21 protein-coding genes are annotated in these 23,608 nt (G+C 75.0%); 13 read left to right on the top strand and 8 right to left on the bottom strand.

Annotation, left to right across the window (positions count from 1 at the left end):
- Position 1: 1 nt before the first annotated feature.
- Positions 2 to 427, bottom strand: a complete 426-nt coding sequence (locus ACA361_RS14590) for a roadblock/LC7 domain-containing protein (protein ID WP_375012471.1) — start codon at positions 425 to 427, stop codon at positions 2 to 4.
- A complete protein-coding gene (locus ACA361_RS14585; RefSeq protein ID WP_375012470.1) occupies positions 424 to 2,802 on the bottom strand; it encodes a nitrate- and nitrite sensing domain-containing protein in 2,379 nt (792 codons plus the stop codon). Before ACA361_RS14585 ends, ACA361_RS14590 begins: the two co-directional genes overlap by 4 nt.
- Before the next feature lie 207 nt (positions 2,803 to 3,009).
- Here ACA361_RS14585 and ACA361_RS14580 point away from each other — a divergent pair, with 207 nt between their 5' ends.
- Positions 3,010 to 3,447: a roadblock/LC7 domain-containing protein gene (locus ACA361_RS14580; RefSeq protein ID WP_375012469.1), complete on the top strand. Its 438-nt coding sequence runs from the start codon at positions 3,010 to 3,012 to the stop codon at positions 3,445 to 3,447.
- A gap of 69 nt (positions 3,448 to 3,516) precedes the next feature.
- The gene (locus ACA361_RS14575) at positions 3,517 to 4,740 is read left to right on the top strand and encodes an MFS transporter (RefSeq protein WP_375012468.1); all 1,224 of its coding nucleotides are present in this window, start codon (positions 3,517 to 3,519) and stop codon (positions 4,738 to 4,740) included.
- Here the strand turns inward: ACA361_RS14575 and ACA361_RS14570 are convergent.
- Positions 4,697 to 5,644, bottom strand: coding sequence for a helix-turn-helix transcriptional regulator (locus tag ACA361_RS14570; RefSeq protein WP_375012495.1), 948 nt, complete (start codon positions 5,642 to 5,644; stop codon positions 4,697 to 4,699). The two genes, ACA361_RS14575 and ACA361_RS14570, sit on opposite strands and share 44 nt — an antisense overlap.
- A gap of 86 nt (positions 5,645 to 5,730) precedes the next feature.
- Here ACA361_RS14570 and ACA361_RS14565 point away from each other — a divergent pair, with 86 nt between their 5' ends.
- Complete coding sequence (locus ACA361_RS14565) at positions 5,731 to 7,086, top strand: FAD-binding oxidoreductase (protein ID WP_375012467.1); 1,356 nt, start codon at positions 5,731 to 5,733, stop codon at positions 7,084 to 7,086.
- Between the two features lie 4 nt (positions 7,087 to 7,090).
- Here the strand turns inward: ACA361_RS14565 and ACA361_RS14560 are convergent, their stop codons facing one another.
- Positions 7,091 to 8,044: a DUF5954 family protein gene (locus ACA361_RS14560; RefSeq protein ID WP_375012466.1), complete on the bottom strand. Its 954-nt coding sequence runs from the start codon at positions 8,042 to 8,044 to the stop codon at positions 7,091 to 7,093.
- A gap of 159 nt (positions 8,045 to 8,203) precedes the next feature.
- Between ACA361_RS14560 and ACA361_RS14555 the strand changes: the two genes are divergently transcribed.
- Both ACA361_RS14555 and ACA361_RS14550 read left to right on the top strand, forming a co-directional pair.
- The gene (locus ACA361_RS14555) at positions 8,204 to 10,657 is read left to right on the top strand and encodes a molybdopterin oxidoreductase family protein (protein ID WP_375012465.1); all 2,454 of its coding nucleotides are present in this window, start codon (positions 8,204 to 8,206) and stop codon (positions 10,655 to 10,657) included.
- Positions 10,654 to 11,145, top strand: coding sequence for a hypothetical protein (locus tag ACA361_RS14550; RefSeq protein WP_375012464.1), 492 nt, complete (start codon positions 10,654 to 10,656; stop codon positions 11,143 to 11,145). The genes ACA361_RS14555 and ACA361_RS14550 overlap by 4 nt, the downstream gene beginning before the upstream one ends.
- Positions 11,146 to 11,238: 93 nt before the next feature.
- Here the strand turns inward: ACA361_RS14550 and ACA361_RS14545 are convergent, their stop codons facing one another.
- Positions 11,239 to 11,601, bottom strand: a complete 363-nt coding sequence (locus ACA361_RS14545; protein WP_375012462.1) for a hypothetical protein — start codon at positions 11,599 to 11,601, stop codon at positions 11,239 to 11,241.
- A gap of 182 nt (positions 11,602 to 11,783) precedes the next feature.
- Here ACA361_RS14545 and ACA361_RS14540 point away from each other — a divergent pair, with 182 nt between their 5' ends.
- Positions 11,784 to 12,209, top strand: coding sequence for an RNA-binding S4 domain-containing protein (locus ACA361_RS14540; protein WP_375012461.1), 426 nt, complete (start codon positions 11,784 to 11,786; stop codon positions 12,207 to 12,209).
- A 76-nt stretch (positions 12,210 to 12,285) separates the two neighbouring features.
- Here ACA361_RS14540 and ACA361_RS14535 read toward each other — a convergent pair whose 3' ends face one another.
- The gene (locus ACA361_RS14535) at positions 12,286 to 12,867 is read right to left on the bottom strand and encodes a TetR/AcrR family transcriptional regulator (protein ID WP_375012460.1); all 582 of its coding nucleotides are present in this window, start codon (positions 12,865 to 12,867) and stop codon (positions 12,286 to 12,288) included.
- A 123-nt stretch (positions 12,868 to 12,990) separates the two neighbouring features.
- On the opposite strand from ACA361_RS14535, the gene ACA361_RS14530 reads away from it, so the two are divergent.
- From ACA361_RS14530 to ACA361_RS14515, 4 genes are all read left to right on the top strand, one after another.
- Positions 12,991 to 14,538 (top strand): carboxylesterase/lipase family protein, encoded by a 1,548-nt coding sequence (locus ACA361_RS14530; protein WP_375012459.1) that lies wholly within the window; start codon positions 12,991 to 12,993, stop codon positions 14,536 to 14,538.
- 122 nt (positions 14,539 to 14,660) lie between these two features.
- Positions 14,661 to 15,209: an NADPH-dependent FMN reductase gene (locus ACA361_RS14525; protein ID WP_375012458.1), complete on the top strand. Its 549-nt coding sequence runs from the start codon at positions 14,661 to 14,663 to the stop codon at positions 15,207 to 15,209.
- 38 nt (positions 15,210 to 15,247) lie between these two features.
- Positions 15,248 to 16,243, top strand: coding sequence for an ATP-binding cassette domain-containing protein (locus ACA361_RS14520; RefSeq protein ID WP_375012457.1), 996 nt, complete (start codon positions 15,248 to 15,250; stop codon positions 16,241 to 16,243).
- Positions 16,240 to 17,085 (top strand): ABC transporter permease, encoded by an 846-nt coding sequence (locus ACA361_RS14515; RefSeq protein WP_375012456.1) that lies wholly within the window; start codon positions 16,240 to 16,242, stop codon positions 17,083 to 17,085. The genes ACA361_RS14520 and ACA361_RS14515 overlap by 4 nt, the downstream gene beginning before the upstream one ends.
- Positions 17,086 to 17,189: 104 nt before the next feature.
- Here ACA361_RS14515 and ACA361_RS14510 read toward each other — a convergent pair whose 3' ends face one another.
- A complete protein-coding gene (locus ACA361_RS14510; RefSeq protein WP_375012455.1) occupies positions 17,190 to 17,759 on the bottom strand; it encodes a TetR/AcrR family transcriptional regulator in 570 nt (189 codons plus the stop codon).
- 69 nt (positions 17,760 to 17,828) lie between these two features.
- Between ACA361_RS14510 and ACA361_RS14505 the strand changes: the two genes are divergently transcribed.
- Entirely contained in the window at positions 17,829 to 18,410 is a 582-nt protein-coding gene (locus tag ACA361_RS14505; RefSeq protein WP_375012454.1) for a dihydrofolate reductase family protein, read from the top strand.
- Positions 18,411 to 18,432: 22 nt separating this feature from the next.
- Here the strand turns inward: ACA361_RS14505 and ACA361_RS14500 are convergent, their stop codons facing one another.
- Positions 18,433 to 21,672 carry an AAA family ATPase gene (locus tag ACA361_RS14500; RefSeq protein WP_375012453.1) on the bottom strand — a complete coding sequence of 1,080 codons (3,240 nt, stop codon included), beginning with the start codon at positions 21,670 to 21,672 and terminating at the stop codon, positions 18,433 to 18,435.
- Positions 21,673 to 21,790: 118 nt separating this feature from the next.
- On the opposite strand from ACA361_RS14500, the gene ACA361_RS14495 reads away from it, so the two are divergent.
- Positions 21,791 to 22,957: an acyl-CoA dehydrogenase family protein gene (locus ACA361_RS14495; RefSeq protein ID WP_375012452.1), complete on the top strand. Its 1,167-nt coding sequence runs from the start codon at positions 21,791 to 21,793 to the stop codon at positions 22,955 to 22,957.
- Between the two features lie 20 nt (positions 22,958 to 22,977).
- Entirely contained in the window at positions 22,978 to 23,598 is a 621-nt protein-coding gene (locus ACA361_RS14490; protein WP_375012451.1) for a TetR/AcrR family transcriptional regulator, read from the top strand.
- Positions 23,599 to 23,608: the final 10 nt, after the last annotated feature.

Raw genomic sequence — 23,608 nt, 5'->3', positions numbered from 1 at the left:
GTCACCCCGCGCCGGTTCCGGAGAGCCGCGGCCCGGCCGTTCCGGGGGCGGCGATGCCGAGGTCCGCCAGCCGCCCGGCGACCTCGGCCAGCTCGTACGCCACCGCCCCGGCGTCCCCGTCGGCCCGGCTCACCACGGCGAGGCAGGCGTCCGCGCCGGCGGGCGCCATGAACAGCAGCACCCGCTCCATCTCGATCACCGTCTGCAGCGTCTCGCCGCCCGCGAACCGGTCGCACGCCCCGCGCGCCAGCCCCTGGACGCCGGACACCAGCGCCGCGAAGTGCTCGGCGTCCTCGCGCCCCAGCCCCGCCGACGCCAGCACCATCCCGCCCCGGGACAGCGCGACCGCGCCGGTCACCGCGGCCACCCGGCCCACCAGCCCGCCGAGCAGCCGGGCCGCGTCATCTGCCCCGTACCGGTCGTTCATCGCTCACCCTGGTCCGCTTCCGTCTCCTCGCCGGGCCCGTCCTGGCCGAGGTCCTCGGCCCGGCCGCGCTGCCAGCCGCTCTGCATCGACGACATGAACGTCCGGGCCCGTTCCGGCGAGCGGGGGATCTCGCCGGTCGTGGTCGTCGCCCGGTCCCCGCGCGCGTCCGCCGGCTTGCGCAGCTGGGGCGCCAGGCTCGCGCGGCGCACGCGGCGCGGCATCCCGGCATGGGTGCCCGCCGAATGCTGCGCCACGGGGGCCGGGGCCGCGGGCGCGGGCGGCGCGGGAGGCGGGGCCGGCTCGGGAGCCGACTCTGCGGGCGCGGGGGCGGCCGGTACCGGCACAGGCGCGGACACCGGCGCGGGCGCCGGGCTGCCCGCCTGCTGCTCCCAGGAGCCGCTCGCGGCGGTGGCGGGCACCGGCTCGCTCGCCTTCGCGCCCGCGTCCCGCCCGTTCGCCGCGGCGGCGCGGACCTCCTCCGCGGACACCACCATGGCGTGCGGCAGCAGCACGATCGTCTTGAGGCCGCCGTAGGCGTTGGGCTCCAGCGAGATCCGGATCCCGTGCCGGTGCGCCAGGTTGCCGACCACGAACAGGCCGAGCTGGTCGCCCTCCGACAGGTTGAACTCCGGCGGCCGGGTGAGCTGCTCGTTGACGGCCGCGAGCTTGGCCTCGTTCATGCCGAGCCCGCGGTCCTGGATCTCGATGACGAACCCGTTGCCGACCACCCCGGCGTTCACCTCGACCGGGGTGTTGGGCGGGGAGAAGGTGACCGCGTTCTCGATCAGCTCGGCGAGCAGGTGGATGACGTCGGCGACGGCGGTGCCGACGATCGCCTCCTCCGCCGTGCTGACCACCTCGACCCGGGCGTAGTCCTCGATCTCGCCGATCGCGCCGCGCAGCACGTCCACCACGCCGACCGGCTTCCGCCAGCCGCGGCCGGGGTGCGCCCCGGACAGGATGATCAGGCCCTCGGCGTGCCGGCGCATGCGGGTGGTGAGGTGGTCGATGCGGAACAGGTCCTCGAGCGCGTCCGGGTCGGACGCCTTGCGCTCCAGCGTGTCGAGCATCGCCAGCTGGCGGTGCAGCAGCGACTGGTTGCGCCGGGCCAGGTTGCGGAAGACCTGGTTGACGGCCTTGCGCAGCTCGGCCTGGCCGACGGCGGCCTCGATCGCGGTCCGCTGCACCTTGGTGAACGCGTCCGCGACGCTCGCCACCTCGGCGGTCCGGCCGGCCGGCAGCGCGGGCGCCGCCGCGGCGACGTCGACCTCCTGGCCGTCCCGCAGCCGCCGCACGACGTCGGGCAGCCGCTCGTCGGCGAGGTCCCCGGCGGCGGCCTGGAGCCCGATGAGCTCCCTGCTGATGCGGCGGCCGAACCGGAGCATCAGGAACGCCGACAGCAGCACCGCCGCGAGCCCGAGCCCGCCGACGACCGCGAGCCGCACGAAGATCCCGTTGCTGATGTCCCTCATGTCGCCGTCCAGCGCGGCCCGGATCTGGCCGACGGAACGCTCGATGCCGCCGATGTACGCCTGGGCGGCCGGCTGCCAGGAGGCGCCGTCGATCCGCACTCCGGTACGGCCCGCGCGGGCCGCGATGACGCGGTCCTCCTGCGCCCGGAACCGCTGGTACTCCGGTGAGGCCAGCAGCGCGCGGAACGGCGCGGCGAACCGCGGGGCGAACCGGCCGACGCTCTCGTTCATCAGGAAGCGCTGCTGGTGGACCAGCCGGGTGAACTCCAGCTGCTCGTCGCGGGTCATCCGGCCGCCGGCGGCCATGGCGCCGCCCACCAGGGTGGCCTCGCGGCCCGCCAGCTCCTGGGCGCGCAGCACCCCGACGATGTCGGTCGCGAGCTGGTAGACCTCGGCGTCGTCGATCGCGATCAGCGGGGTGGAGAACTGGAAGTTGGCCTCGATGGCGTCGTTGTAGGCGGCGAACGCGGCCAGCTTGCCGATAACGCCGGAGTCGATGCCCGGCCGGGCCGCCACGGTCGCGTCGATCTTCTCCAGCAGCTCCCCGAGCCGCCGCTTCGACCCGGCGTCGAGGGCGTCTTGGAACGAGGGCGAGCCCGCGGCCCGCTTCATCCCGGCGATGGCGGCGTCGGTCTTGCGGCGCTGGTCGTCCAGCGCGGTCCGGGGCATCCCGCCGCGGGCGCTGATCCAGGCGATCGTCTGCGTCCGCTCCTGGGCGAGCTGGGTCATCACCGGCAGCGACGCGCCGCTGTACTCGCGCTCGACGGTGTCCAGGTCCCGCTTCTCCAGCGCCTCGCGCACCGAGCCGGCGGCGGCGAATCCCCAGAAGGCGAGCAGGACCGCGAGCGGAATGGTGAGCAGACCGAACAGCGTGAACCGGATCGATCGCCTACGTGTCCTCATGTGCCGTCTTTCAATCCGAGCGGACCGTGGTTCTGCCGAAACCGATGTCACGCTAGCGCCTATTTGCCCGCCTGTGGCCGTTTCGCGGATCTTGTGGAGGCCGCAGTGCGATCATTGACCTGCGTGTTCGATCGACTCGCTTGCGTTCCGCCCCGGCGTGTGTCTAGGAGCGGCATGCCCGGCGGGCACCCGCGGAGGAGGAACAGGATGCGAGCGACGCCGCCGGCGGAGGGCGCGGCCGGAACCCTCGACTGGCTGGTCGAGGGCCTGGTCGAGAGCGTGCCCCAGGTGACCAGGGCGGTGGTGCAGTCCGCGGACGGCCTGCTCGTGGGCGCCTCCGCCGGCCTGAGCCGGGCCGACGCCGAGCACCTCTCCGCGCTGGCCGCCGGGCTGCAGAGCCTCGCCCAGGGCGCCCGGCGCCGGTTCGACGGCGGCGAGGTCCGCCAGACCATCATCGAGATGCGCGAGGCGGTCCTGTTCGTCACCGCCGCGGGGGAGGGCGCCTCGCTGACCGTGCTGACGGACGCGGACGTCGATCCGGCCCGCATCGGCTACGAGATGGCCGTCCTGGTCCGGCGGGTCGGCGAGCACCTGTCGTCCAGGCCCCGCTCGGACGCGGCCCCGGGCCCCGCCATGACCACATAAGGTCGCGGCCGCGCCGCCGGCTTCCCCGTACCTCTGCGTGATGGCTTATGAGCGATTAGTGTTCATGCGGTGTCGTTCGCGCTGATCAGGGATCGTTCGGTCGCTCCGCTGCTCGCGGCCCGGCTGGTGGGGAACGCGGGCGACGGGTACGGGCAGCTGGCGCTCGGCTTCGGGGTCCTGCAGCTCGGGCACGGGCCGGGCGGGCTGTCGGCCGTGGTCGCGTGCAAGGCGCTGCCGATGCTGCTGGTGCCCGCGGGCGGGGTCGCCGGGGACCGGTTCCGGCGGCACCGGGTGATGGCCGCCGCGGAGCTGGCGGCGGCGGCCGCGTGGGCGGGCCTCGCCCTGTGCCTCCTCGGCCGGGCGCCGCTGGCGGCGGTCTGCGCGCTCGCGCTGGGCGCCGGGCTGGCGCGCGCGGTGCTGCTCCCCGCGGAGCGCGGGATCGTCGCCGACCTGGTGGAGGAGCGGGACCGGCAGGCCGCGAACGCGCTGGTCGGGCAGATGGTCGCCGCCGGGCTGCTGGCCGGGCTCGCCACGGCGGGACTCGTGGTGGCGGCGGCCGGGCCGGGGTGGGGCGCCGCGGTGAAGGCGGGGACGGCCGTCGCGGGCGCGGCGCTGCTGGCCCGGCTGCGGACGCCGGCGCGGGCGGCGGAGCGCGCCGGCCCGCTCGCCGAACTGCGCGGCGGGTGGCGCGAGTTCACCGCGTACCCGTGGGTGTGGGCGCTCACGGCGCAGTTCACGGCGGTCGCCGTGGCGGCCGGCGCGTTCGCCGGGGTCATCGGCCCCGTCTACATGGAACGGGGGCACGGCGGCGCCGGGGCGTGGGGGCTGGTGACGGCGGCCGAGGCGTCGGGGGCGCTGCTCGGCGGGCTGGTGGCGGTGTGGTGGCGGCCGCGGAACGCCCTGGCGGTGCTGGCCGTGCTGCCGGTGGCGGCGGCCGGGCCGATGCTGCTGGCGGGAACGGGCGCCTCGTGGGCGGTGCTGGCGGCGCTGATGGTGGTGCCGGGAGCGTGCCAGACGATCTACGGGGTGCTGTGGACGACGTCGGTGCAGGCCGCCTTCCCGCCGCACGTGCTCGCGCGGGTCAACAGCTGGAACGTCCTGGGCGCCGCCGCGCTCACGCCGGTCGCGGTGCTGGCCGCCGGGCCGGTGGTCGAGGCCGCCGGGGCGCGCGCGGCGGCGGCCGGCGCGGGCTGCGCGGTGGCCGCCGCGACGGCGGGAGTGCTGGCGCTCGGCTGGGCCGGCAAGATCTTCAGGGGGCCAGCGCGCGGCCCAGCCTCCGTACCCGGCCGGTGATCTCCTCCGGGGCGTCCAGGGTGAACCCGGCGCCCAGGGAGGCGAGCGCGGCGACGTACTGGACGACCAGCTCCGCCGAGTCGGCCGTGAGCCGGACGGCGGACGCGCCGGGCCCGGCCGGCTCGATCGTGCCGGGCGGCGTCGCGAAGAGCCGCGAGCGGATCTCGTCCGGGGTCAGGCGCACCGTCATCCGGGCCGTGTAGCGGTACGAGGCGGTCGCGAACGAGCGGGTCAGGTACGCGGCCGCGTCCGGGCCGGGCAGCTCGCGCGGCGCGAAACGGCGGTGCGTGCGGACGGGACGCGCGATGCGGTCCACGCGGAACGTCCGCCACCCGGCCCGGTCCGGGTCGTACGCGAGCAGGTACCAGTGGGCGTTCAGCGTCACCAGCGCGTACGGCTCGACGCGGCGCGCGGTGGCCGTGCCCGAGCGGGCGCGGTGGTCGAACGACAGGACCTCGTGGTCGCGGGAGCAGGAGGCGAGGACGGCGAGCACGCCGGGGTCGACGTGCGGGGCCTTGGGGTGGGGGACGGCCGCGGTGACGCCGCCGAACGACGCCAGCCGGGGGCGCAGCCGGGCGGGCAGGACGCGTTCGAGCTTCGCCAGCGCCCGCATCGCGATCTCCCCGATGCCCGGGACGCTGCCGGCGGCGGTCGCGAGGCCGAGCGCGACGGCGACGGCCTCGTCGTCGTCCAGCAGGAGGGGCGGCAGGTCGCGGCCGGACACCAGCCGGTAGCCGCCGGCGGTGCCGGTGACGCCCTCGACCGGGTAGTCCAGGGCGCGCAGCCGCTCGACGTCGCGGCGCACGGTGCGGTCGGTGACGCCGAGGCGCTCGGCGAGTTCGGCGCCGGACCATTCGCGCCGGCTCTGGAGCAGGGACAGCAGGCGCAGCATGCGTCCCGGCATGTCCCGGGGAGTGCGGTCGCTCACACGCTCCAGATTGCCACGCTTGCGGACAGGCTATGTCCGGAAGGGCTTCTAGCGTCGATCCCATGAACGAGCAGATCAACGCGCTTCCCGTGAACGGACCCGTCTTCCGGCCGGAGGACGGCGGATACGACGAGGAGAGGACCGGCTACCAGCTCCTGGCGCCGCACCGCGCGGCGGTGATCGTGGGCGCGACGAGCGCCGAGGACGTGCGCGCCGCGGTCGCGTACGCCGCCGGGCACGGGCTCAGGGTCGCCGTGCAGGCGAGCGGGCACGGGCTGGCCGGGCCGCTGGACGGCGGCGTGCTCATCACCACCGGGCGGATGTCCGGCGTGCGAGTGGACGCCGCGGCGCGCACGGCGTGGATCGAGGCCGGCGCCAGCTGGGAGCAGGTCATCGCGGCGACCGCCCCGCACGGCCTGGCGCCGCTGGCGGGCAGCGCGCCCGGCGTCGGCGCGGTGTCGTACACGCTGGGCGGCGGCGTGGGGCTGCTCGCCCGCCGGTACGGGTTCGCCGCCGACCACGTGCGCCGCGTCGAGATCGTCACGGCCGACGGGAGGCTGCGCCAGGTGACCGCGGACAGCGACCCGGACCTGTTCTGGGCGCTGCGCGGCGGCGGCGGGAACTTCGGCGCCGTCACCGGCGTCGAGATCGGCCTGTTCCCGGTCGAGGACGTCTACGCCGGCGTCCTCGCCTTCGACGTCGAGCGGGTCCCGGACGTCCTGGACGGCTGGCGCCGCTGGACGCGGACCGTACCGGAGGAGACCACCTCGGGCGTGGCCATGCTGGTGTACCCGGACCTGCCGATGGTGCCGGAGCCGCTGCGGGGCCGGCACGTCGCCCAGCTCCAGATCTTCCACGTCGGCACGCCCGAGGACGGGGCGCGGCTGGCGGAGCCGCTGCGCGCGCTCGGGCCGCTGACGCACGACTCGCTGCGCCCCCGGCCGCTCGCGGAGGCCGGCGAGGCGTTCGAGGAGCCCGACCGGCCGCACGCGTACCGGTCGGACAACCGCCTGGTGAGCGACCTGTCCCCGGCGGCGCTCGCGGGGCTGGCGAAGGCGGCGGGCCCGGCCGCCCCGGTGATGTGCGTGGTCGGGCTGCGCCATCTCGGCGGCGCGCTCGCCCGCGCGCCGCGGATCCCGAACGCCGTCGGCCACCGGGACGCCGCGTACTCGGTGTCGGTGCTCTCACCGGTCGAGCCGGGCGAGGAGCGGACGGTCCGCGACCTGCACCGCGAGGCGCTCGCGCCGTTCGAGGACGCGTCGCTCGGCCGGTCGCTGAACTTCGCGTTCGGGCCGCTGGACGAGGACCAGGTGCGCTCCGGGTACGAGCCCGCGGCCTACCGGCGGCTCACCGAGATCAGGGCCCGGTACGACGGCGACGTCACGTTCCACGCCAACCACGCGATCCCGCCGCGCTGAGCCGTCACCCGGACGTGCCGGCCGGCCCGTACCGCTCCTGGTCGGACGGGCGGGGCGCCTCCGGGCCGTCCCGCCCCAGCCGCAGCATCCGCGACACCCGGACGGTCCGGAACGTCCGGCCCAGCGTCGTGAACACGGGCCCCGCCGACGCCCGGATCTCCCCGGCCGCCGCCTCCCACTCGGCGATCTCGGCGGGCGCGGCCGGGTCGCCGTGGAACTCGCGGAGCCGGGGGAGCAGCCCGGTGAAGTAGCCCGCCAGCCGGTCGCGCGCCTGGAGCGGGTCGTCGCCGCCGGTCAGCGGCTCCCAGCGGCCGTCCTCCACCTCCACCACGGTGAACGTGGGCGGCAGCAGCACCACCCCGGGGTGGGTGCGGACCGCGTGCATCGCCTCGGTGCGGACGATGTCCGGGACGGTGCCGGGGATCGGCAGGTGCTCGGCCAGGTTGAGCCGCAGCTGCGCCTCCCACAGGCCCGCCGGGGCGAGCGGGTCGAGGGCGAGGCCGTCCAGGACGTCCCGGCGGCCGTGGGGCGCGTCGGTCGACCGGGGCGGCTCCATCAGGCCGTTCCCGATCAGCGTGAACTTCTCGATGCGGATCACCCGGTAGCGGCGGTCGCCGATCTCCCACTCGTCCTTGGCGAGCTGCTCGCCCTCCTCCGGGTCCAGCCGGCCGGCCGCCGCCAGCATGGCGCGGGCGTTGGCGGGATCCTCCTGCGCGCGGGCCCGCAGCCGGTGGCCCAGGGTGTAGCGGGCGGCCGAGGGATCCAGGTCGCCCGCGCAGTCGATGCGCCACCCCGCGCCGGTCTGCACCGCCAGCCCGAAGTCGGGGGAGCCGGCGGGGAACAGCTTGGAGAAGTCGCGCATCCGGTCGCCCAGCTCGCGGTCGCGGACGGCCGCGACGGGGTCGAGCTCGGCGACGACGTTGATGTGGTCGTACCCGTGCGTCAACGGGAAGCTCATGCCCCCATCCTGCGCAGAGATCGCTCCATCACGCAGCGGAACGGCGCGATCCCCGACCGTGATCGACGTGTCGATCATGCCTCGTTTGGGGGTTACGTCACCGGGAACGCGGTGTCCACGGCCGTGCACGCACGCGAGGGAGCCTGGGAAGGGGCGGACATGACCGACCGTGTCGCCGACATCTGGGGAACGCGGACCCCGCACGCGGCGGGCTCGCCATGGCCCGTCCGCGTCGACCGCTACCTCGACCCGGGGGTGCCCGAGAACGAGGTGGACTGGGTCCAGTCGGCCTGCGTGCTGTGCTCCAACGGCTGCGGCATGGACATCGGCGTCCGGGACGGCCGGATCGTCGGCGTCCGGGGCCGCGCCGCCGACCGCGTCAACCAGGGCCGCCTCGGCCCCAAGGGGCTGTTCGGCTGGCAGGGGAACGGCTCGCCCGACCGGCTGACCCGCCCGCTCGTCCGGCGGGACGGGGAGCTGCGCCCGGCGAGCTGGGACGAGGCCATGGACCTGATCGTGGAACGCTCCCGCGCGGTGATGGCGGAGCAGGGCCGGCTCGGGATGGGCTTCTACGACTCCGGCCAGCTGTTCCTGGAGGACTACTACACGCTCGCGGTGATCGTCCGGGCCGGGATCGGGACGCCCCACCTGGACGGCAACACCCGGCTCTGCACCGCCACCGCCGACTTCGCGCTGAAGGAGACGTTCGGCACCGACGGCGATCCCGGCTCGCTGACCGACTTCGACTCCTGCGACACGATCTTCGCGATCGGGCACAACATCGCCGAGACGCACACCGTCCTGTGGGCGCGGATCCTCGACCGGCTGCGCGGCCCGGACCGGCCGCGGCTGGTGGTCGTCGATCCGCGCCGTACCAAGGTCGCCCGGGAGGCGGACGTCCACCTGCCGATCCGCAGCGGCACGAACCTCGCGCTGCTGAACGGCATCCAGCACGAGCTGATCGCCGAAGGCCGGATCGACCGCGCGTTCGTGGACGCGCACACGATCGGTTTCGAGAAGCTCGAAGAGACCGTCTCGCAGTACCCGCCCGAACGCGTCGCCGGCATCTGCGGCGTGCCCGCCGACGACATCCGCGAGGCGGCGCGCGTCATCGGCGCCGCCGAGCGCCTCGTGTCGACCTGCCTCCAGGGCGTCTACCAGTCGCACCAGGCGACCGCGTCCGCCTGCCAGGTCAACAACGTCAACCTGCTGCGCGGGATGATCGGCAAGCCCGGCGCCACGGTCTTCCAGATGAACGGCCAGCCCACCGCCCAGAACACCCGCGAGACCGGCGCCAACGGCGACCTGGCCGGGATGCGCAACTGGCAGAACCCGCAGCACGTCCGGGAACTCGCGCGGCACTGGAACGTCGACGACCTCCAGATCCCGACATGGGCGCCGCCGACGCACGTCATGCAGATGTTCCGGTACGCGGAGCAGGGCTCGATCCGCTTCCTGTGGATCGTCGGGACGAACCCCGCCGTCTCCCTGCCCGAACTGCGCCGGATCCGCGCGATCCTGGAGCAGGAGCGGCTCTTCGTGGTCGTGAACGACGCGTTCCCGACCGAGACGGCGGAGTTCGCGGACGTCGTCCTGCCGGCCGCGATCTGGGGCGAGAAGACCGGCACGTTCACCAACCACGACCGGACCGTGCACCTGTCCGAGCGGGCCGTGGAGCCGCCGGGCGAGGCGCGGGCCGACATGGAGATCTTCCTGGACTACGCGCGGCGGCTCGGCCTCACCGACAGGGACGGCGCGCCGCTGGTGAAGTGGCGGACCCCGGAGGAGTGCTTCGACGCGTTCAAGGAGATGACGCGGGGGCGGCCCTGCGACTACTCGGGCCTGTCCTACGAGAAGCTCCGCGGCGGGAGCGGCGTCCAGTGGCCCTGCACGGACGAGGCGCCCGGCGGCACCGAGCGGCTCTACACCGACCACCGGTTCAACACCGACACCGCGTACTGCGAGGACTACGGCCACGACCTGCTCACCGGCGCGACGTTCGAGGCCAAGGACCACGCGGCGATGGGCCCGGCGGGACGCGCTGTGCTCAAGGCGGCGCACTACACGCCGCCGCACGAGCCGGCGAGCGAGGAGTACCCGTTCCTGCTGGCCACCGGGCGCACCGCGTACCACTGGCACACCCGCACGAAGACCGGGCGGGCCCGCCAGCTCGACGGCGCCGCCCCCGAGGTGTGGGTGGAGATCTCGCCCGCCGACGCCGCCCGGCTCGGCGTCGCCGAGGGCGATCTCGTCCGGGTGCGGTCACCGCGCGGGCGGCTGGAGGGCCGGGCGCGGGTGAGCGGCGTCCGGGACGGCGTCGTCTTCGTCCCGTTCCACTACGGCTACTGGGACGCCGGGGACGGCGACGGCCCGGCGCGGGCCGCGAACGAGCTGACGGTCACCGACTGGGACCCGGTCTCCAAGCAGCCCGTCTTCAAGACCGCCGCCGTGTGCGTCGAGCGGCTGGCCGACGGCGGCGGCGTGCCGGCGCCCGCCCCGACCACCACGGCCTCCGAACCGGTCGGGCCGGCCGTGCCGCTCGACGGCGCCGCCGGGCCGCCGACCGCGGGCGGCGGCGGCGTGACCGAGACCGTACGGGAGGGCCGGGCATGAAGCTGGACAGGGCCATCGGCGAGGTCCAGGACACCGAGGCGCACCTGGCCGCGGAGCTGCGGCGGCTCGCCGAGCGGCACGCGGCCGAGCACGACGTGTACCACCTCGGCCTCACCCTGGCCGAGCAGTGCGGCGAGCACGTCGAGCGCCTCGCCCCGTTCGCCGGCCGCTACGGCGCCGCCGAGCGCGACACGGCCGACACGGCCGGCCCGCCCGGCCTGCTGGACGCGTTCCGGCGCGCGACCGCCCGGCTGGCCGGCCGCTCCGAGGACGAGGGCGTGCTGCTGCTCCGCGACCTGCGCGACCTCTACCTCGCCGCGCAGGAGGCGGAGATCGCGTGGGTGATCCTCGGGCAGGCGGCGCAGGCCGCCCGCGACCGGGAGCTCCTCGACACCACCGACGCGTGCCACGAGCGGGCCGAGACGCGGGCGAAATGGCTCCGCACCCGCATCAAGGTGACCGCCCCGCAGGCCCTCGCCACCGGCTGACCGGCCGCCCGAGAGGTCGACTCGTGGCGTGTTCCCCCTCCGGCAGGCGGGCGAAGGGCGGACACGCCACGAGTCGACGCGGCTCCGCGCCGGCTAGTCGCCGTTCCTGGCCGGGTTCTCCAGCTTGAAGAAGTTGCTCTGCGCGCCGTCCTTCCTGTGCTCCTGGTAGAGGAAGTTCAGCTTGCGCTCGTCGAACGTGCGGAACCAGTCGTCCCAGTCGATGTGGACGAGGTCCTCGCCGCCGTACCCCGGGAAGTCGAACAGCAGCCGTCCCGGCCGGCCGCCGTAGTCGCTGCCCGGCACGGTCGCCGGGGTCGCCTCCCGCTCCTCCGCCCACCGCCGGATCACGTCGTGGTCGGTGGTCACCAGGCTGCGGCCGGGCCGCTCCTCGTGCTCGTCCGGCGAGGTCACGTTCTGCTGGTACCGGTGCTCGCCCTGGATCGGGTGCTCGGACATCGTCATCCCCCGTGTGCGTACGTTCCGTTCCGCGTTCGGCGGGCCGTCCGCGGCCCACCCGCTGGCCCCTACCCTGACCTGCGGATTCCTCACCAGAAGGCGCCGGACTCCTGCGGCCGCCCCGCCGGGTGGCGGGACCGGGCCGGCCCGCGGGCCGTGCGCGGACGCCATAGAGTCGGGGCATGGCTGGTGAGGGTGAATCGGTACGGGTCGATCTGTGGATCTGGTCCGTGCGGCTGGTCAAGACGCGTTCGATGGCGACCGACGCCTGCCGCGGCGGCCACGTCCGGGTGAACGACGTCCGGGTGAAGCCCGCCGCGACGGTGCGGCCCGGCGACGAGGTGCGGGTACGGCTCGACGGCCGGGAGCGGATCGTCGTCGTGCAGAAGATCGTCCGCAAGCGGGTCGGGGCGCCCGCCGCCGCCGAGTGCCTGATCGACAAGAGCCCGCCGCCCCCGCCGCGCGAGGCGCTGATGCCGGTGGCGCGCCGCGAGCGCGGCGCGGGCCGCCCGACCAAGCGCGACCGCCGCGAGCTCGACCGCCTGCGCCGCATCCACGCCCGCGAGTCGGCCGCCGGACCCGAGCCCGCCGAGCCGGACGCCCGCTAGACCGCCGTCCGGATCCGGAGGCCGCATCCGGGGGGCCGGCCGGATCCTGAGGTAGGTCCCGGCCCGCGCCGGCCGGCTACCCGGGGTCGACGATCTTCGTCAGCGCGCGCAGCCCGTCGAGCACCTCGGCCGCGGTGGGCGCCCGGCCCGGGGCCGCGCTGAGGGACTGGACCATCACACCCGTCATCAGCGCGGTCTGGACCATCCCGAGGGTGCGGGCGGAGCGGTCGGAGACCGCGTCCTCCGGGACGCTCTCCAGTATCGCGGCCATGCCCCGCCACCCCTGCTCGACGCCGCCCGCGAGATGCTCGCGCAGTTCCGGCTGCCGCTGCGCCTGCATGAACAGCTCGAACGAGGCCAGCCAGAGGTCCGGATGCTCCCGGAACTGCTCGACCAGGCCCTCCCACATGCGCGCGAAGCCGCGCGCGGCGTCGTCGTCCGCGCCGGGCGCCAGCGCCCGGCCGAGGCCGTCGCCCCACTCGTCCAGGAGGGCGAACAGCGCCTGGCTGAGCAGCGCCTCCCGCGACCCGTAGTGGTAGCCGATCGCGGCCATGCTCACCCCGGCGGCGGTGGCGATGTCGCGGACGCTCGTGCGGTCGTAGCCCTTCTCGCGCAGGCACCTCTTGGCGCCGTCGAGCAGGTCCTCGCGGTTCCCCATGCGCGGCACCCTACCAAGAGCCTGGCGCGAACGCCTTAGGCGACCGTCTTGCGCGATCGTCTTGCGCGATCGCCCAAATCACGGCTACGGTCCTGCCATCGCCCGATCGACGAGGAGTGGGACATGAAGAAGATCGCGCCGCTGGGCCTCGGGCTCGCGCTGCTCGGAACGCTCGTACCGGCGGCCGCCGCCCAGGCCGCGCCCGAGCCGGACCCAGCGGTCGTGGTCACCGCCCAGGGCGCGGTGCGCGGGAAGGCGGGCCCGGAGGTGCGGACGTTCCAGGGCATCCCGTACGCCACGGCCGCCCGCTTCGCCGCGCCGCGACCGGCGCCCGCGTGGAAGGGCGTACGGGACGCCACCGGGCCCGGCAAGGTGTGCGCCCAGCCCGCCGGCTACCCGATCGGCAAGGCCAGCACCGACGAGGACTGCCTCAACGTCAACGTGACCGCGCCCAGCGGGCGGCGCGGGAAGCTGCCGGTGATCGTGTTCGTCCACGGCGGCAGCATGATGTACGGGATGGGCGACCTGTACGGGGCCGACCGGCTGGCGGCGGGCGGCGCGGTCGTGGTGTCGCTGAACTACCGGCTGGGCGTCACCGGCTTCCTGACCCACCCGGCGCTGAAGGAGTCGGGCGCCCTGGCGCTGGACGACCAGCGCGCCGCGCTCCGCTGGGTGCGCCGGAACATCGGGGCGTTCGGCGGCGACGCCCGCAACGTGACGATCATGGGCGAGTCGGGCGGCGGCTTCAGCGTCTGCGGGCACCTGGCCTCGCCGGCGTCCGCGGGCCTGTTCCAGCGGGCGATCGTGCAGAGCGCGCCGTGCGCGACGCCGGGCACCGCCTCCCGCACGAGGGCCGAGGCGATCGACGACAGCGAGACGGTGATCCGCGAGGTGGGCTGCGAGGACGCCGCGGACGTGGCCGCCTGCCTGCGCGCGGCCGACATCGCCAGGCTGCTGGAGGAGTACGGGACCGAGCGGGAGCCGCGCCCGGTCAGCGGTACCCGGTCGCTGCCGCTGCCGGTCGAGGAGGCGTTCCGCACGGGCCGGATCAACCGGGTCCCGGTGCTGATCGGCGTCAACCACGACGAGGAGAACGGCATGGTCCTCGGCCAGGAGCTGCGGACCGGGAAGCCGCTGGCCGCCGACGAGTACGCGCCGGCCATCAGGGCGCAGTTCCCCGCCAAGGCCGGCGCGGTGCTCAGGCGCTACCCGCTCGGGGCCTCGGCCGGGGCGTCGCTGGCGAAGGTCAAGACCGACGCGATCTGGTCGGCGCCGACCCTGGACACCGCCCGTGCGCTGTCGCGCTGGACCCCGACCCGGATGTTCGAGTTCGCCGAGCGGGACACCCCCTGGTACGCGGGCTACCCGCGGCCGAGCTTCCCGGCCGCGTCCCAGCACATGGCCGAGCTGCCGTACATGTTCGACCTCGCGCTGTTCGACAGGCTGACCCCCGAGCAGGCCGCGCTCGGCGACCGGATGATCGGCGCCTGGGTCCGCTTCGCCGCCACCGGCGACCCCAGCGGCGGCGGCGAGGCCGCCTGGCCCCGGCTGAGCGACCGGCGCGGCCAGGCCGGCTGGCACGTCCAGTCCCTGGACCGCGGCCCCTGGAAGCGCGCCGGCTTCGTCAAGGACCACTCGTACCGGTTCTGGAGCGGCGCCGCGAAGCGCTGACCGTCCAGATCCGCCGGAAGGCCGGACCCCGCGAGACCGGGTCCGGCCTTCCGGCGTTCGCCGCTAGATCGCATCTAGCGGTGGATCTCGCGCCTTAGGGATAAAGGACGCGGAGGTGGACGATGAGCGGGCCGGTACGGGTAGCGGTGATCATCGGCAGCACCCGGGAGGGCCGCGCGGGCGAGGACGTCGCGCGCTGGTTCCTCGGCCTGGCGCGCGGCCGCGACGGCCTGGACGTGGACGTGCTCGACCTGGCCGGGTTCGACCTCCCGGCCCGCTACGAGTGCGAGGTCACGCCCGGCGTGGCCGCGTTCACGGAACGGGTCGACCGGGCCGACGCGTTCGTGATCGTCACCCCCGAGTACAACCACAGTTTCCCGGCGTCCCTCAAGCAGGCGATCGACTACGCCTACGACGAGTGGCAGGCCAAGCCGGTCGGATTCGTGGCGTACGGGCACGGATCCGAGGGCCTCTACGCCATCGAGCATCTACGGACGATCTCCACCGAGCTGCACATGGTGCCGGTGCGGGGCCGGGTCAACCTCGACCTGCTCGCCGGCGGCACCGGCGGGGACGGCCCGGCGCGCGCGGCCGAGGCGATGCTCGACCAGCTGACCTGGTGGGCGCTGGCCACGCGCGAGGCCAGGGCGGCCCGCCCCTACGTCTCCTGAAACGCGACCCTCCTGAACCTCCCTGAAAGGACTGCGACATGAGCGAAGAACCGGCCATCGAGACATCGGGCGTCGTCAAGACGTTCGGCGAGACCCGGGCCCTGGACGGGCTCGACCTCACCGTGCCGCGCGGCACGGTCTACGGGGTCCTCGGGCCCAACGGCGCGGGCAAGACCACCGCGGTTCGGGTGCTGTCCACCCTGCTGCGCGCGGACGCCGGCGAGGCCCGCGTCTTCGGGCACGACGTGCGCCGCGAGCCGGACGCCGTCCGCACCCGGGTCAGCCTGACCGGCCAGTACGCGTCGGTGGACGAGGACCTCACCGGCACCGAGAACCTCGTCCTGCTCGCCCGGCTGATCGGCTACGGCAAGCAGGCGGCCCGCGAGCGCGCGGCCCGGCTGCTGGAGGCGTTCGGGCTGACCGACGCGGCCGCCCGCCAGGTCAAGAACTACTCCGGCGGGATGCGGCGCCGCATCGACATCGCGGCCAGCATCCTCAACACCCCCGACCTGCTGTTCCTGGACGAGCCCACCACCGGGCTCGACCCGCGCAGCCGCAACCAGGTCTGGGAGATCGTCCGGGTCGTGGTCGCGCAGGGCACCACGGTCCTGCTCACCACGCAGTACCTGGAGGAGGCCGACCGGCTCGCGGGCCGGATCGCGGTCATCGACCACGGCAAGGTGATCGCCGAGGGCACCCCGGGCGAGCTGAAGTCGTCCGTCGGAGCCGGCTCGGTGCACCTGCGGCTGCGCGACGCGGACCGCCGCACCGAGGCCCGCGAGCTGCTCGTCCGCACCCTCGACGCGCCCGTCGAGATGGAGGCCGACCCGGTCGCGCTGACCGCCCGCCTCACGGCCGAGAGCACCGAGCGCGGCGCCGCCGAGCAGGCGTCCCGCGCCCTGGCCGAGCTGGCCGCGGCCGGCATCACCGTCGACGACTTCTCCCTCGGCCAGCCCAGCCTGGACGAGGTGTTCCTGACCCTGACCGGCCACCCGGCCGACGACCACGAGGACGACAAGGAGGTGGCGGCATGACCACCACCACGCAGGAGGCGCCCAGCACCTACGTGCCCTCGGCCGAGGTGATCGGCGCGGTGCTGGCCCGTACCGAACGTCCGAAGCGTCCGAGCGCGTTCTCGGCGTCGATGACGTTCGGCTGGCGCGCGATGCTCAAGATCAAGCACGTGCCGGAGCAGCTGTTCGACGTCACGGTCTTCCCCGTGATCATGACGCTGATGTTCACGTACCTGTTCGGCGGCGCGCTGGCCGGCTCGGTGACCGACTACCTGCAGTTCCTGCTGCCGGGCATCATGGTGATGAGCGTCGTGATGACCACCATGTACACCGGCGTCTCGGTCAACACCGACATCGAGAAGGGCGTCTTCGACCGCTTCCGGAGCCTGCCGATGTGGCGCCCGGCCCCCATGGTCGGCTACCTGCTCGGCGACATGTTCCGCTACGCGGCGGCCTCGATCGTCATCCTCGTCCTCGGCCTGATCCTGGGCTTCCGCCCGGACGGCGGCCCGGCGGGCGTGCTGGCCGGCATCGCCGTGCTGGTGGCGTTCTCGTTCGCCTTCTCCTGGGTCTGGACGATGTTCGGCCTGCTGATGCGCTCGGAGAAGGCCGTCATGGGCGCCAGCATGATGGTGCTGTTCCCGCTGACCTTCCTGAGCAACATCCTCGTCCGCCCGGAGACCATGCCCGGCTGGCTCCAGGTGTTCGTGGACGTCAACCCCATCACCCACCTGGTCGCCGCCGTCCGCGCCCTGATGCAGGGCACCGCGGCCGGCACCGAACTGATCTGGGTCACGTCCTGGGCGGCCGCGTTCATCGTCGTCTTCGGCTCCCTGACCATGTGGCTCTACAACCGCAAGTAGCCCGCCCCCCGCCCGACGGCCGGGCCGCGCCTCCGGGAGCGGCCCGGCCGCCGCGTGTCCCGGGCGGGACGCGTTCCGGACGGAGCGTGTCCCGGGCGGGGCGCTCAGCCCACCAGGCGCGCCACGGCCCGCGCCACCAGCTCGTCGGCCTCCTCCTCGGAGTACACCTCCGGCAGGGTGAGGCGTTCGACGATCAGCCAGTTCAGCGCCATGTGCAGCAGCCGTACCGACGTCTCGTCGCCGGGCAGCCCGGACGCGCGGTGGTGGGCCACGTTGGCGTCGACGTCCGCGCGGACGCTCCCGGTCAGCACGGCCCGCAGCTCCGGCCGCCGGGTCGCCTCCAGCCGCAGCTCCAGCAGCGCGAGGTAGCCCGTACGGAAACCGGCCACCCGGCGCACGGTCTCCCGCATCACCGCCGCGAACTTCGCCACGTCCTGCGGTCCCGCCAGATGGCGCGCGACGGTCTCCTCGTCCGGCCGCAGCCGCTCGTACACCCGCGCCCCCGCCTGGGTGAGCAGGTCGTCGCGGTTGGCGAAGTAGTTGGACGCCGTTCCCGGCGGCACCTTCGCCGCGGCGTCCACCGCCCGGAACGTCAGCCCCCGCGCGCCCTGCTCGGCCAGCACCTCCACGGCGGCGTCGACGAGCGCCGCCCGCCGCTCCGCGTTCCTGCGCATTGACACCACTCCAGATGTAGTAGTACGTTCACACCACTTCAAACATAGTACTTCAAGTGGAGTTGTCAGATGCGCAAGCTCGTGTACTACATCGGTTCTTCCCTGGACGGGCGCATCGCCGGTCCGGGCGACGAGGTCGACTTCTACCCCGTCGGCGACGGCGAGGAGGCCGCCTCGTACATGGGGTGGGTCAACGGCCTGTACCCCGAGACCGTCCCGACGCGGATGCGCGGCATGGCCGGCCTCGACGGCGTCCCGAACAAGCGCTTCGACACCGTCGTGATGGGGCTGCGCACCTACCGGATGGTGCTCGACCAGGGGGTGCCGAGCCCGTACGCGCACCTGCGCCAGTACGTCGTGTCGACGTCCCTGGAGGAGAGCCCCGACCCGGCCGTGCGGCTCGCCCGCGAACCCCTCGCCCTCGTCCGCGAGCTGAAGAGCGAGGACGGGCCGGACATCTGGCTCTGCGGTGGCGGCGGGCTGGCCGCGTCCCTGCTGCCCGAGATCGACGAGATGATCGTCAAGAGTTATCCGGTGGTCGCCGGCGCCGGCGTTCCGCTCTTCGACGGCGCGTTCCGGCCCACGCCGTTCACCGCCGCCGACCGCAGGACGTTCCCCAACGGGGTCGCCATCACCTGGTACGCGAAGTGAACGGCCGCCCGGCGGGGCCCGCTCAGAGGTGCCAGGACTGGGCGGGGTCCTCCGGCGTGTAGACGCAGGTGGTGCCGGTCGAGACGGTGGCGCGGAGATGGCCGGCCAGGTCGGGGTGCCGGTCGTCGAGCTTGCGGAGGGTGTCGCGGATGCGGGCTGTGACGGTCTTGCGGGCGCGCTCGGCCTCGTCGCCCAGGCGGCGGTCGCGGCCGGCGAGCCCGGCGGCGGCGCGCAGCTCGTCCAGGAGGGCGGCGCGCTCGCGGTCGTACCGGGCGGCGCGGCCGTCGTCGCCGGCGGCCTCGGCACGGTCGATCTCCTCGTCGAGGAGGCGCAGCCGCTCCTTGTAGCGGGCCTTGGCCTCCTCGTCGAGCACCGGGTCGCTGCCCAGCCGGCCCGCGGCCGCCGCGAGGGCGCCGTCGGGGGTCAGGAGGGCGGTGGCCGGGATCGGGGCGCCGGGATTGGCGAGGAGCTCGCGCAGGTCGCGCAGGCCCTTGGCGTCGGGCATGTGGATCGTGCGGCCGGCGTACGCGAGCGTCCAGACCTCGCCGTCGAAGCGGAAGACGTCCTCGCGCGGCGCCCCGGGCGCCCCGGGCGGCCCGCCGGGCTCGCCCAGGCCGTCGAGGGCGCGGCGGGCGCGGGCGGCGATGTGCGGCATGTCCAGGTCCTCGGCCTCGGTGGCCGTGCGGGCGAGCAGGGCGCGCGCGGTGTCGAGGTCGCCGCGGCCCGCGAGCGCCTCGCCGAGGGCCGTCCGGGCCCACACCGACCAGGGGCGGGCCCGCAGCCGGTCGGCGGACCGGTACGCGCGGGTCAGATGGTCGACGGCCGAGTCCCAGCGCTCCTGGGCGGCGTCGACGACGCCCAGCCACAGATCGATCGGGCCGCTGACGTCGCAGCCGTACAGGGCGACCGCCCACAGCCCGCGGTACGGCAGGAGCGCGGCGCGGGCGCGCTCGCAGCGGGCCGGGTCGCCGGACGCGGCGGCGGCCTGGGCCAGGAAGCGCAGCCACAGCGGCTCGACCACCCGCGGGTACCGCTCCGGGGCGGCCGCCAGGTGCCCGAGCGCGGCGGCGGTGTCGCCGCTCTCCACGGCGACGATGCCCTCCAGCAGCGCGGCGTGGGGGTGCTCCTCGGCGTGGGCGGTGTCCTGGAAGGCGGCCGCCTCCTCGAACCTGCCCCGCAGCGTCTCCAGCGCCCACCGCAGGTGGACGGCCATGTAGCCGAACTCGTGCGCGGCGCCGTCGCCGGCGAGGACGGTGCCGAGCTGGGCGTCGGCCGTGGCGAAGTCGCCCCGCAGGGTGTTGATGATGCTCTGGTCGACCATGGCCGACATGCTCCAGAGCGTGGACTCCTCGCCCTCGCCCATGCCGAGGAACTCGTGGTAGGCGTCCAGATAGCGCGGATCGCCCTGCTCCAGCAGCGCCACCCAGCGGAACGAGGTGGCGAAGCCGGCCGTGGTGCGGTCGCCGGAGCGGCGGGCGAGGTCGGCCAGCTCGGTCGTCAGCGCCTCGCGCTCGACGGCGGTGCCCAGGCCGAGCAGGGAGTCGTGGCGGGCCCAGAGCCCGAACGACAGCGCCTCGTCGTCGCCGTCGGCCCTGGCCGTGCCGGCGATCAGTGCCGCCAGCTCCTGGGCCATGTGCACGCGGGGCGGCGGCGGCCCGTCGGACACGAGCCGCCGGTACGCCTCTTCCAGCAGGGCGCCGCCGCGGTCGTCGGAACGCTGGTGGCGGTACGCGGCCAGCGCGACCCGGGCGAGCAGCTCGGGGTCGCCGGACTCGCCGGCCAGGTCGGCGGCGAGGCCGAAGGCGTCCCGGACGACGTCGGAATCGCCGCTGTGGGTGAGCGTGCCGCCGAGCTCGACCGCGAGCAGGACGCGGTCGCGGATCCGGTCGGGCGGGACGCGCTCCAGGGCGCGGCGCAGGTGTCCGGCCGCCTCGTCCATCGACAGCCGGAACGAGGCGTGCGACGCGGCGGCCTTGAACAGCGCGACCGCGCGCATCGGGTCGATCAGGTCGCCGGCGAGGTCGGCGTGCCGGGCCGACTCGGCGGGCAGCATCCGCTCGGCGAGCGCGGGCGAGCGGTCGAGGGCCCGCACCACCGCGGCGTGCGCCGCGCGGGCCTCGTCGTCGCCGAGCTCGGCGTACAGCGTCTCCCTGACCAGGTCGTGGGCGAACGCGAACCGGCCGCCGCCCAGCGCGGTCACCAGCCGGGCGGCCACGGCCTGGTCGAGCAGCCGGTCGACGTGCGGCACCGGGACGCCGGCGGTGGCCGCGAGCACCCGCCGGTGGAACCGCCGGCCGAGCACGGCCGCCGAGGTCAGCAGCTCCGCGACCGGCGGCGCCAGCAGGGACAGCCGGCGCCGCACGGCGTCGCGGACGCCCGGCGCGATCGCGGTGACCGTGCCGCCGCCGTGCCAGAGCCGGGCGGTCTGCTCGACGAAGAACGGGTTGCCGCCGGTCCGCCGGTGCACCTCGGCGACCAGCTCGGGGTCGGGCTCGCGGCCGACCGTGCGGCGCATCAGCAGCCCCGCCTCGTCGGGGCCGAGCCCGGCCAGCGGCACGGTGGTGGCCTTGGCCGCCAGCGCGGCGAGCGTGGGCCGCAGCGGATGGTCGGCGGGCTCGACCTCGGCGTCGCGGTAGGTGCCGATCAGCAGCAGCCGCTCGAACCAGGTGTGCCGCGCCGCGAACTCCAGCAGCCGCACGGACGCGGCGTCGGCCCAGTGCAGGTCGTCGAGCACGACGACCACCGGCACCCGCTGCGACGCCGTCACCAGCGCGGTGGTCACGGCGTCGTGCAGCCGGAACTCCCCCGTCCCCCCGCCGCCCGGGCCGGGGCCGTCGGCGTTCGTGCCCGCGCCGGCGGCCGCCCCGCCTCCGTCTCCGCCGCCGGCGTCCGCGCCCGCGCCTTCCGTGCCTCCGCTTCCGCTGCCGGGGGCGGGGGACTCGCTCAGGAGGGCGGCCAGTTCCTCGCCGGACGTGGCCTGGAGAGCCGCCCATTCCTCAGGGGGGACGGCGCGGCGGAGGGCGCGGATCACCTGCGTCCAGGGCCAGTAGCCGGGGGCGGCGGCCTGGTCCCAGCAGGCGCCGCCGAGGACCAGGGCGCCCTGCTCGCGGGCCCGCCGCGCGGCCGCGGTGACGAGGGACGTCTTGCCGATCCCGGCCTCGCCGACGACCAGCACCAGGCCGCCGTGGCTGGTGAGCGTCCGATCGACCGCGGCGCCCAGCACCGCGGCGGGGTGGTCCCGTCCGATCAGTGCGGGGGTCATGGTGGCTACCGTCTCCTCGTTCTCCGGTCCGATTCGACGACGGTAGCGGCTGGGGCCGACAATCCGCCGCCGCGGGCCCGTGGACACGTTCCATACTTGTGGGTACGGTCTCCGTACTATGGAGTACGGAGACGAGATCGTCCGCCGCGCGCGAGAGCTGGCCCCCGTCCTGGCGGAGCGGGCCGCCGCGGCCGAGGAGGCACGCCGGCTGCCCGACGCGACCATCGCCGACCTGGCGGACGCCGGGCTGTTCGGCATGCTCGTCCCGGAGCGCTTCGGCGGCGCCGGGCTCGGGCTGGAGCCGATGGTCGCGGCATGCCGCGAGATCGGCACGGGCTGCGCCTCGACCGGCTGGCTGTCGGTCATCTACACGCTGCACAACTGGATCCTCGCCCTCTTCCCGGAGGAGGCGCAGCGCGAGGTGTGGAAGGACCGCCCGTACGGGCTGATCCCCTGCACGCTGGCGCCGAGCGGCACGGCCGAGCCGGTGGACGGCGGTCACCGCGTCGCCGGGCGCTGGTCGTGGGGGAGCGGCGTGATGCACGCCGACCACGTGATGGTGATGGCCCTGGTGACCGTGGACGGCGGGATCGAGCCGCGGCTGTTCCTGCTGCCGCGCGCGGACGTGACCGTGCACGACGTCTGGCACACCAGCGGCATGCGCGGCACCGGCAGCAACGACATCGAGGTGCCGGACGCGTTCGTGCCCGCGCACCGGTCGGTGCCGCTGGCCGACCTCAGCGAGGGCCGCTCGCCGGGGGCGGAGGTGAACGCGGGCTCCCTCTACCGGATCCCGCTGGTGCCGGTGTTCGCGCTGACCGGGGCCGCGCCCGTGCTGGGCGTGGCCGAAGGGGTGCTCGCCCGCTTCGCCGAACGGATGCGGAGCCGGGTGATGGCCTACAGCGGTGTCAAGCAGCGCGACCTCATGAGCGGCCAGATCAGGCTGGCCAGGGCGACCGCCGAGCTGGCCGCCGCCCGGCTGCTGCTGGACGGCGCGGTCCGCGACCTGACCGCGGCGTACGAGACGGGCGAGGGCTACGGGATCCGCGAGCGGGCCAGGGCGCGGCTGGTCGCGGCGCACGTCGCCGGGACGGCCCGCGCGGTGGTGAACGAGCTGTGCTCCGCGGCCGGCGCGAGCGCGCAGTTCAGCGCGTCGCCGTTCCAGCGGGCGCAGCGCGACGTGAACACGATCTCCTCACATGTGGTGTTCGACCCGGACGCGACGTACGCCCTCTACGGCAGGATCGAGATGGGGATCGACCCCGATCCGATGACCCTGGTCTGAAGGAACGTGAGAGGAGCGCGATGGCGGCCGATACGAAGTCGGCGGGGGCGAGGTCGGCGGGGGCGAAGGCGGCGCGTGCGAAGGTCAGCCGGCGCGACTGGATCGAGGCGGCGTACCAGGAGCTGGCCCGGGCCGGCGAGCGCGGCGTGGGCATCAACGCGCTGGCGGCCCGGCTGGGTGTCACCAAGGGCAGCTTCTACTGGCATTTCAAGGACCGGCCCGAGCTGATGGCGGCGCTGCTGGACCGGTGGGCGCACGAGCGTACCGACGAGATGCTGGCGCTCGCGCTCGGCAGCACCGGCGACCCGCGCGAGCGGCTGCGCCGCATCCAGGCGCTCGGCCGGGACGTCGCGCCGGTCGACCGCGCGATGCGGCTGTGGGCGCAGCACGACGCGGCCGCGGCGGAGGCGGTGCGGCACGCGGACCGGGCGCTGCTCGGTCACATCACCGCCTGCCTGGACGGGCTGGGCTTCCCCCCGGCCGACGCCCGCCTCCGCGCGAGGCTGATGCTCCGCGCCTGGATAGGCGGCTACCTGGTGCAGCCGGACCCTGCCCCGGACCCCGACCCCGGCCTGACCGCGGACCAGTCCCTGGACATCTTCCTGAGCACCGCCGCCCCACCGGACCGCCCAGGACGTTGACTCGTGGCGT

The organism is Actinomadura sp. 21ATH (genome assembly GCF_041951345.1).
GTDB lineage: Bacteria > Actinomycetota > Actinomycetes > Streptosporangiales > Streptosporangiaceae > Spirillospora.
This window is presented reverse-complemented; position numbering and strand designations above follow the sequence as displayed.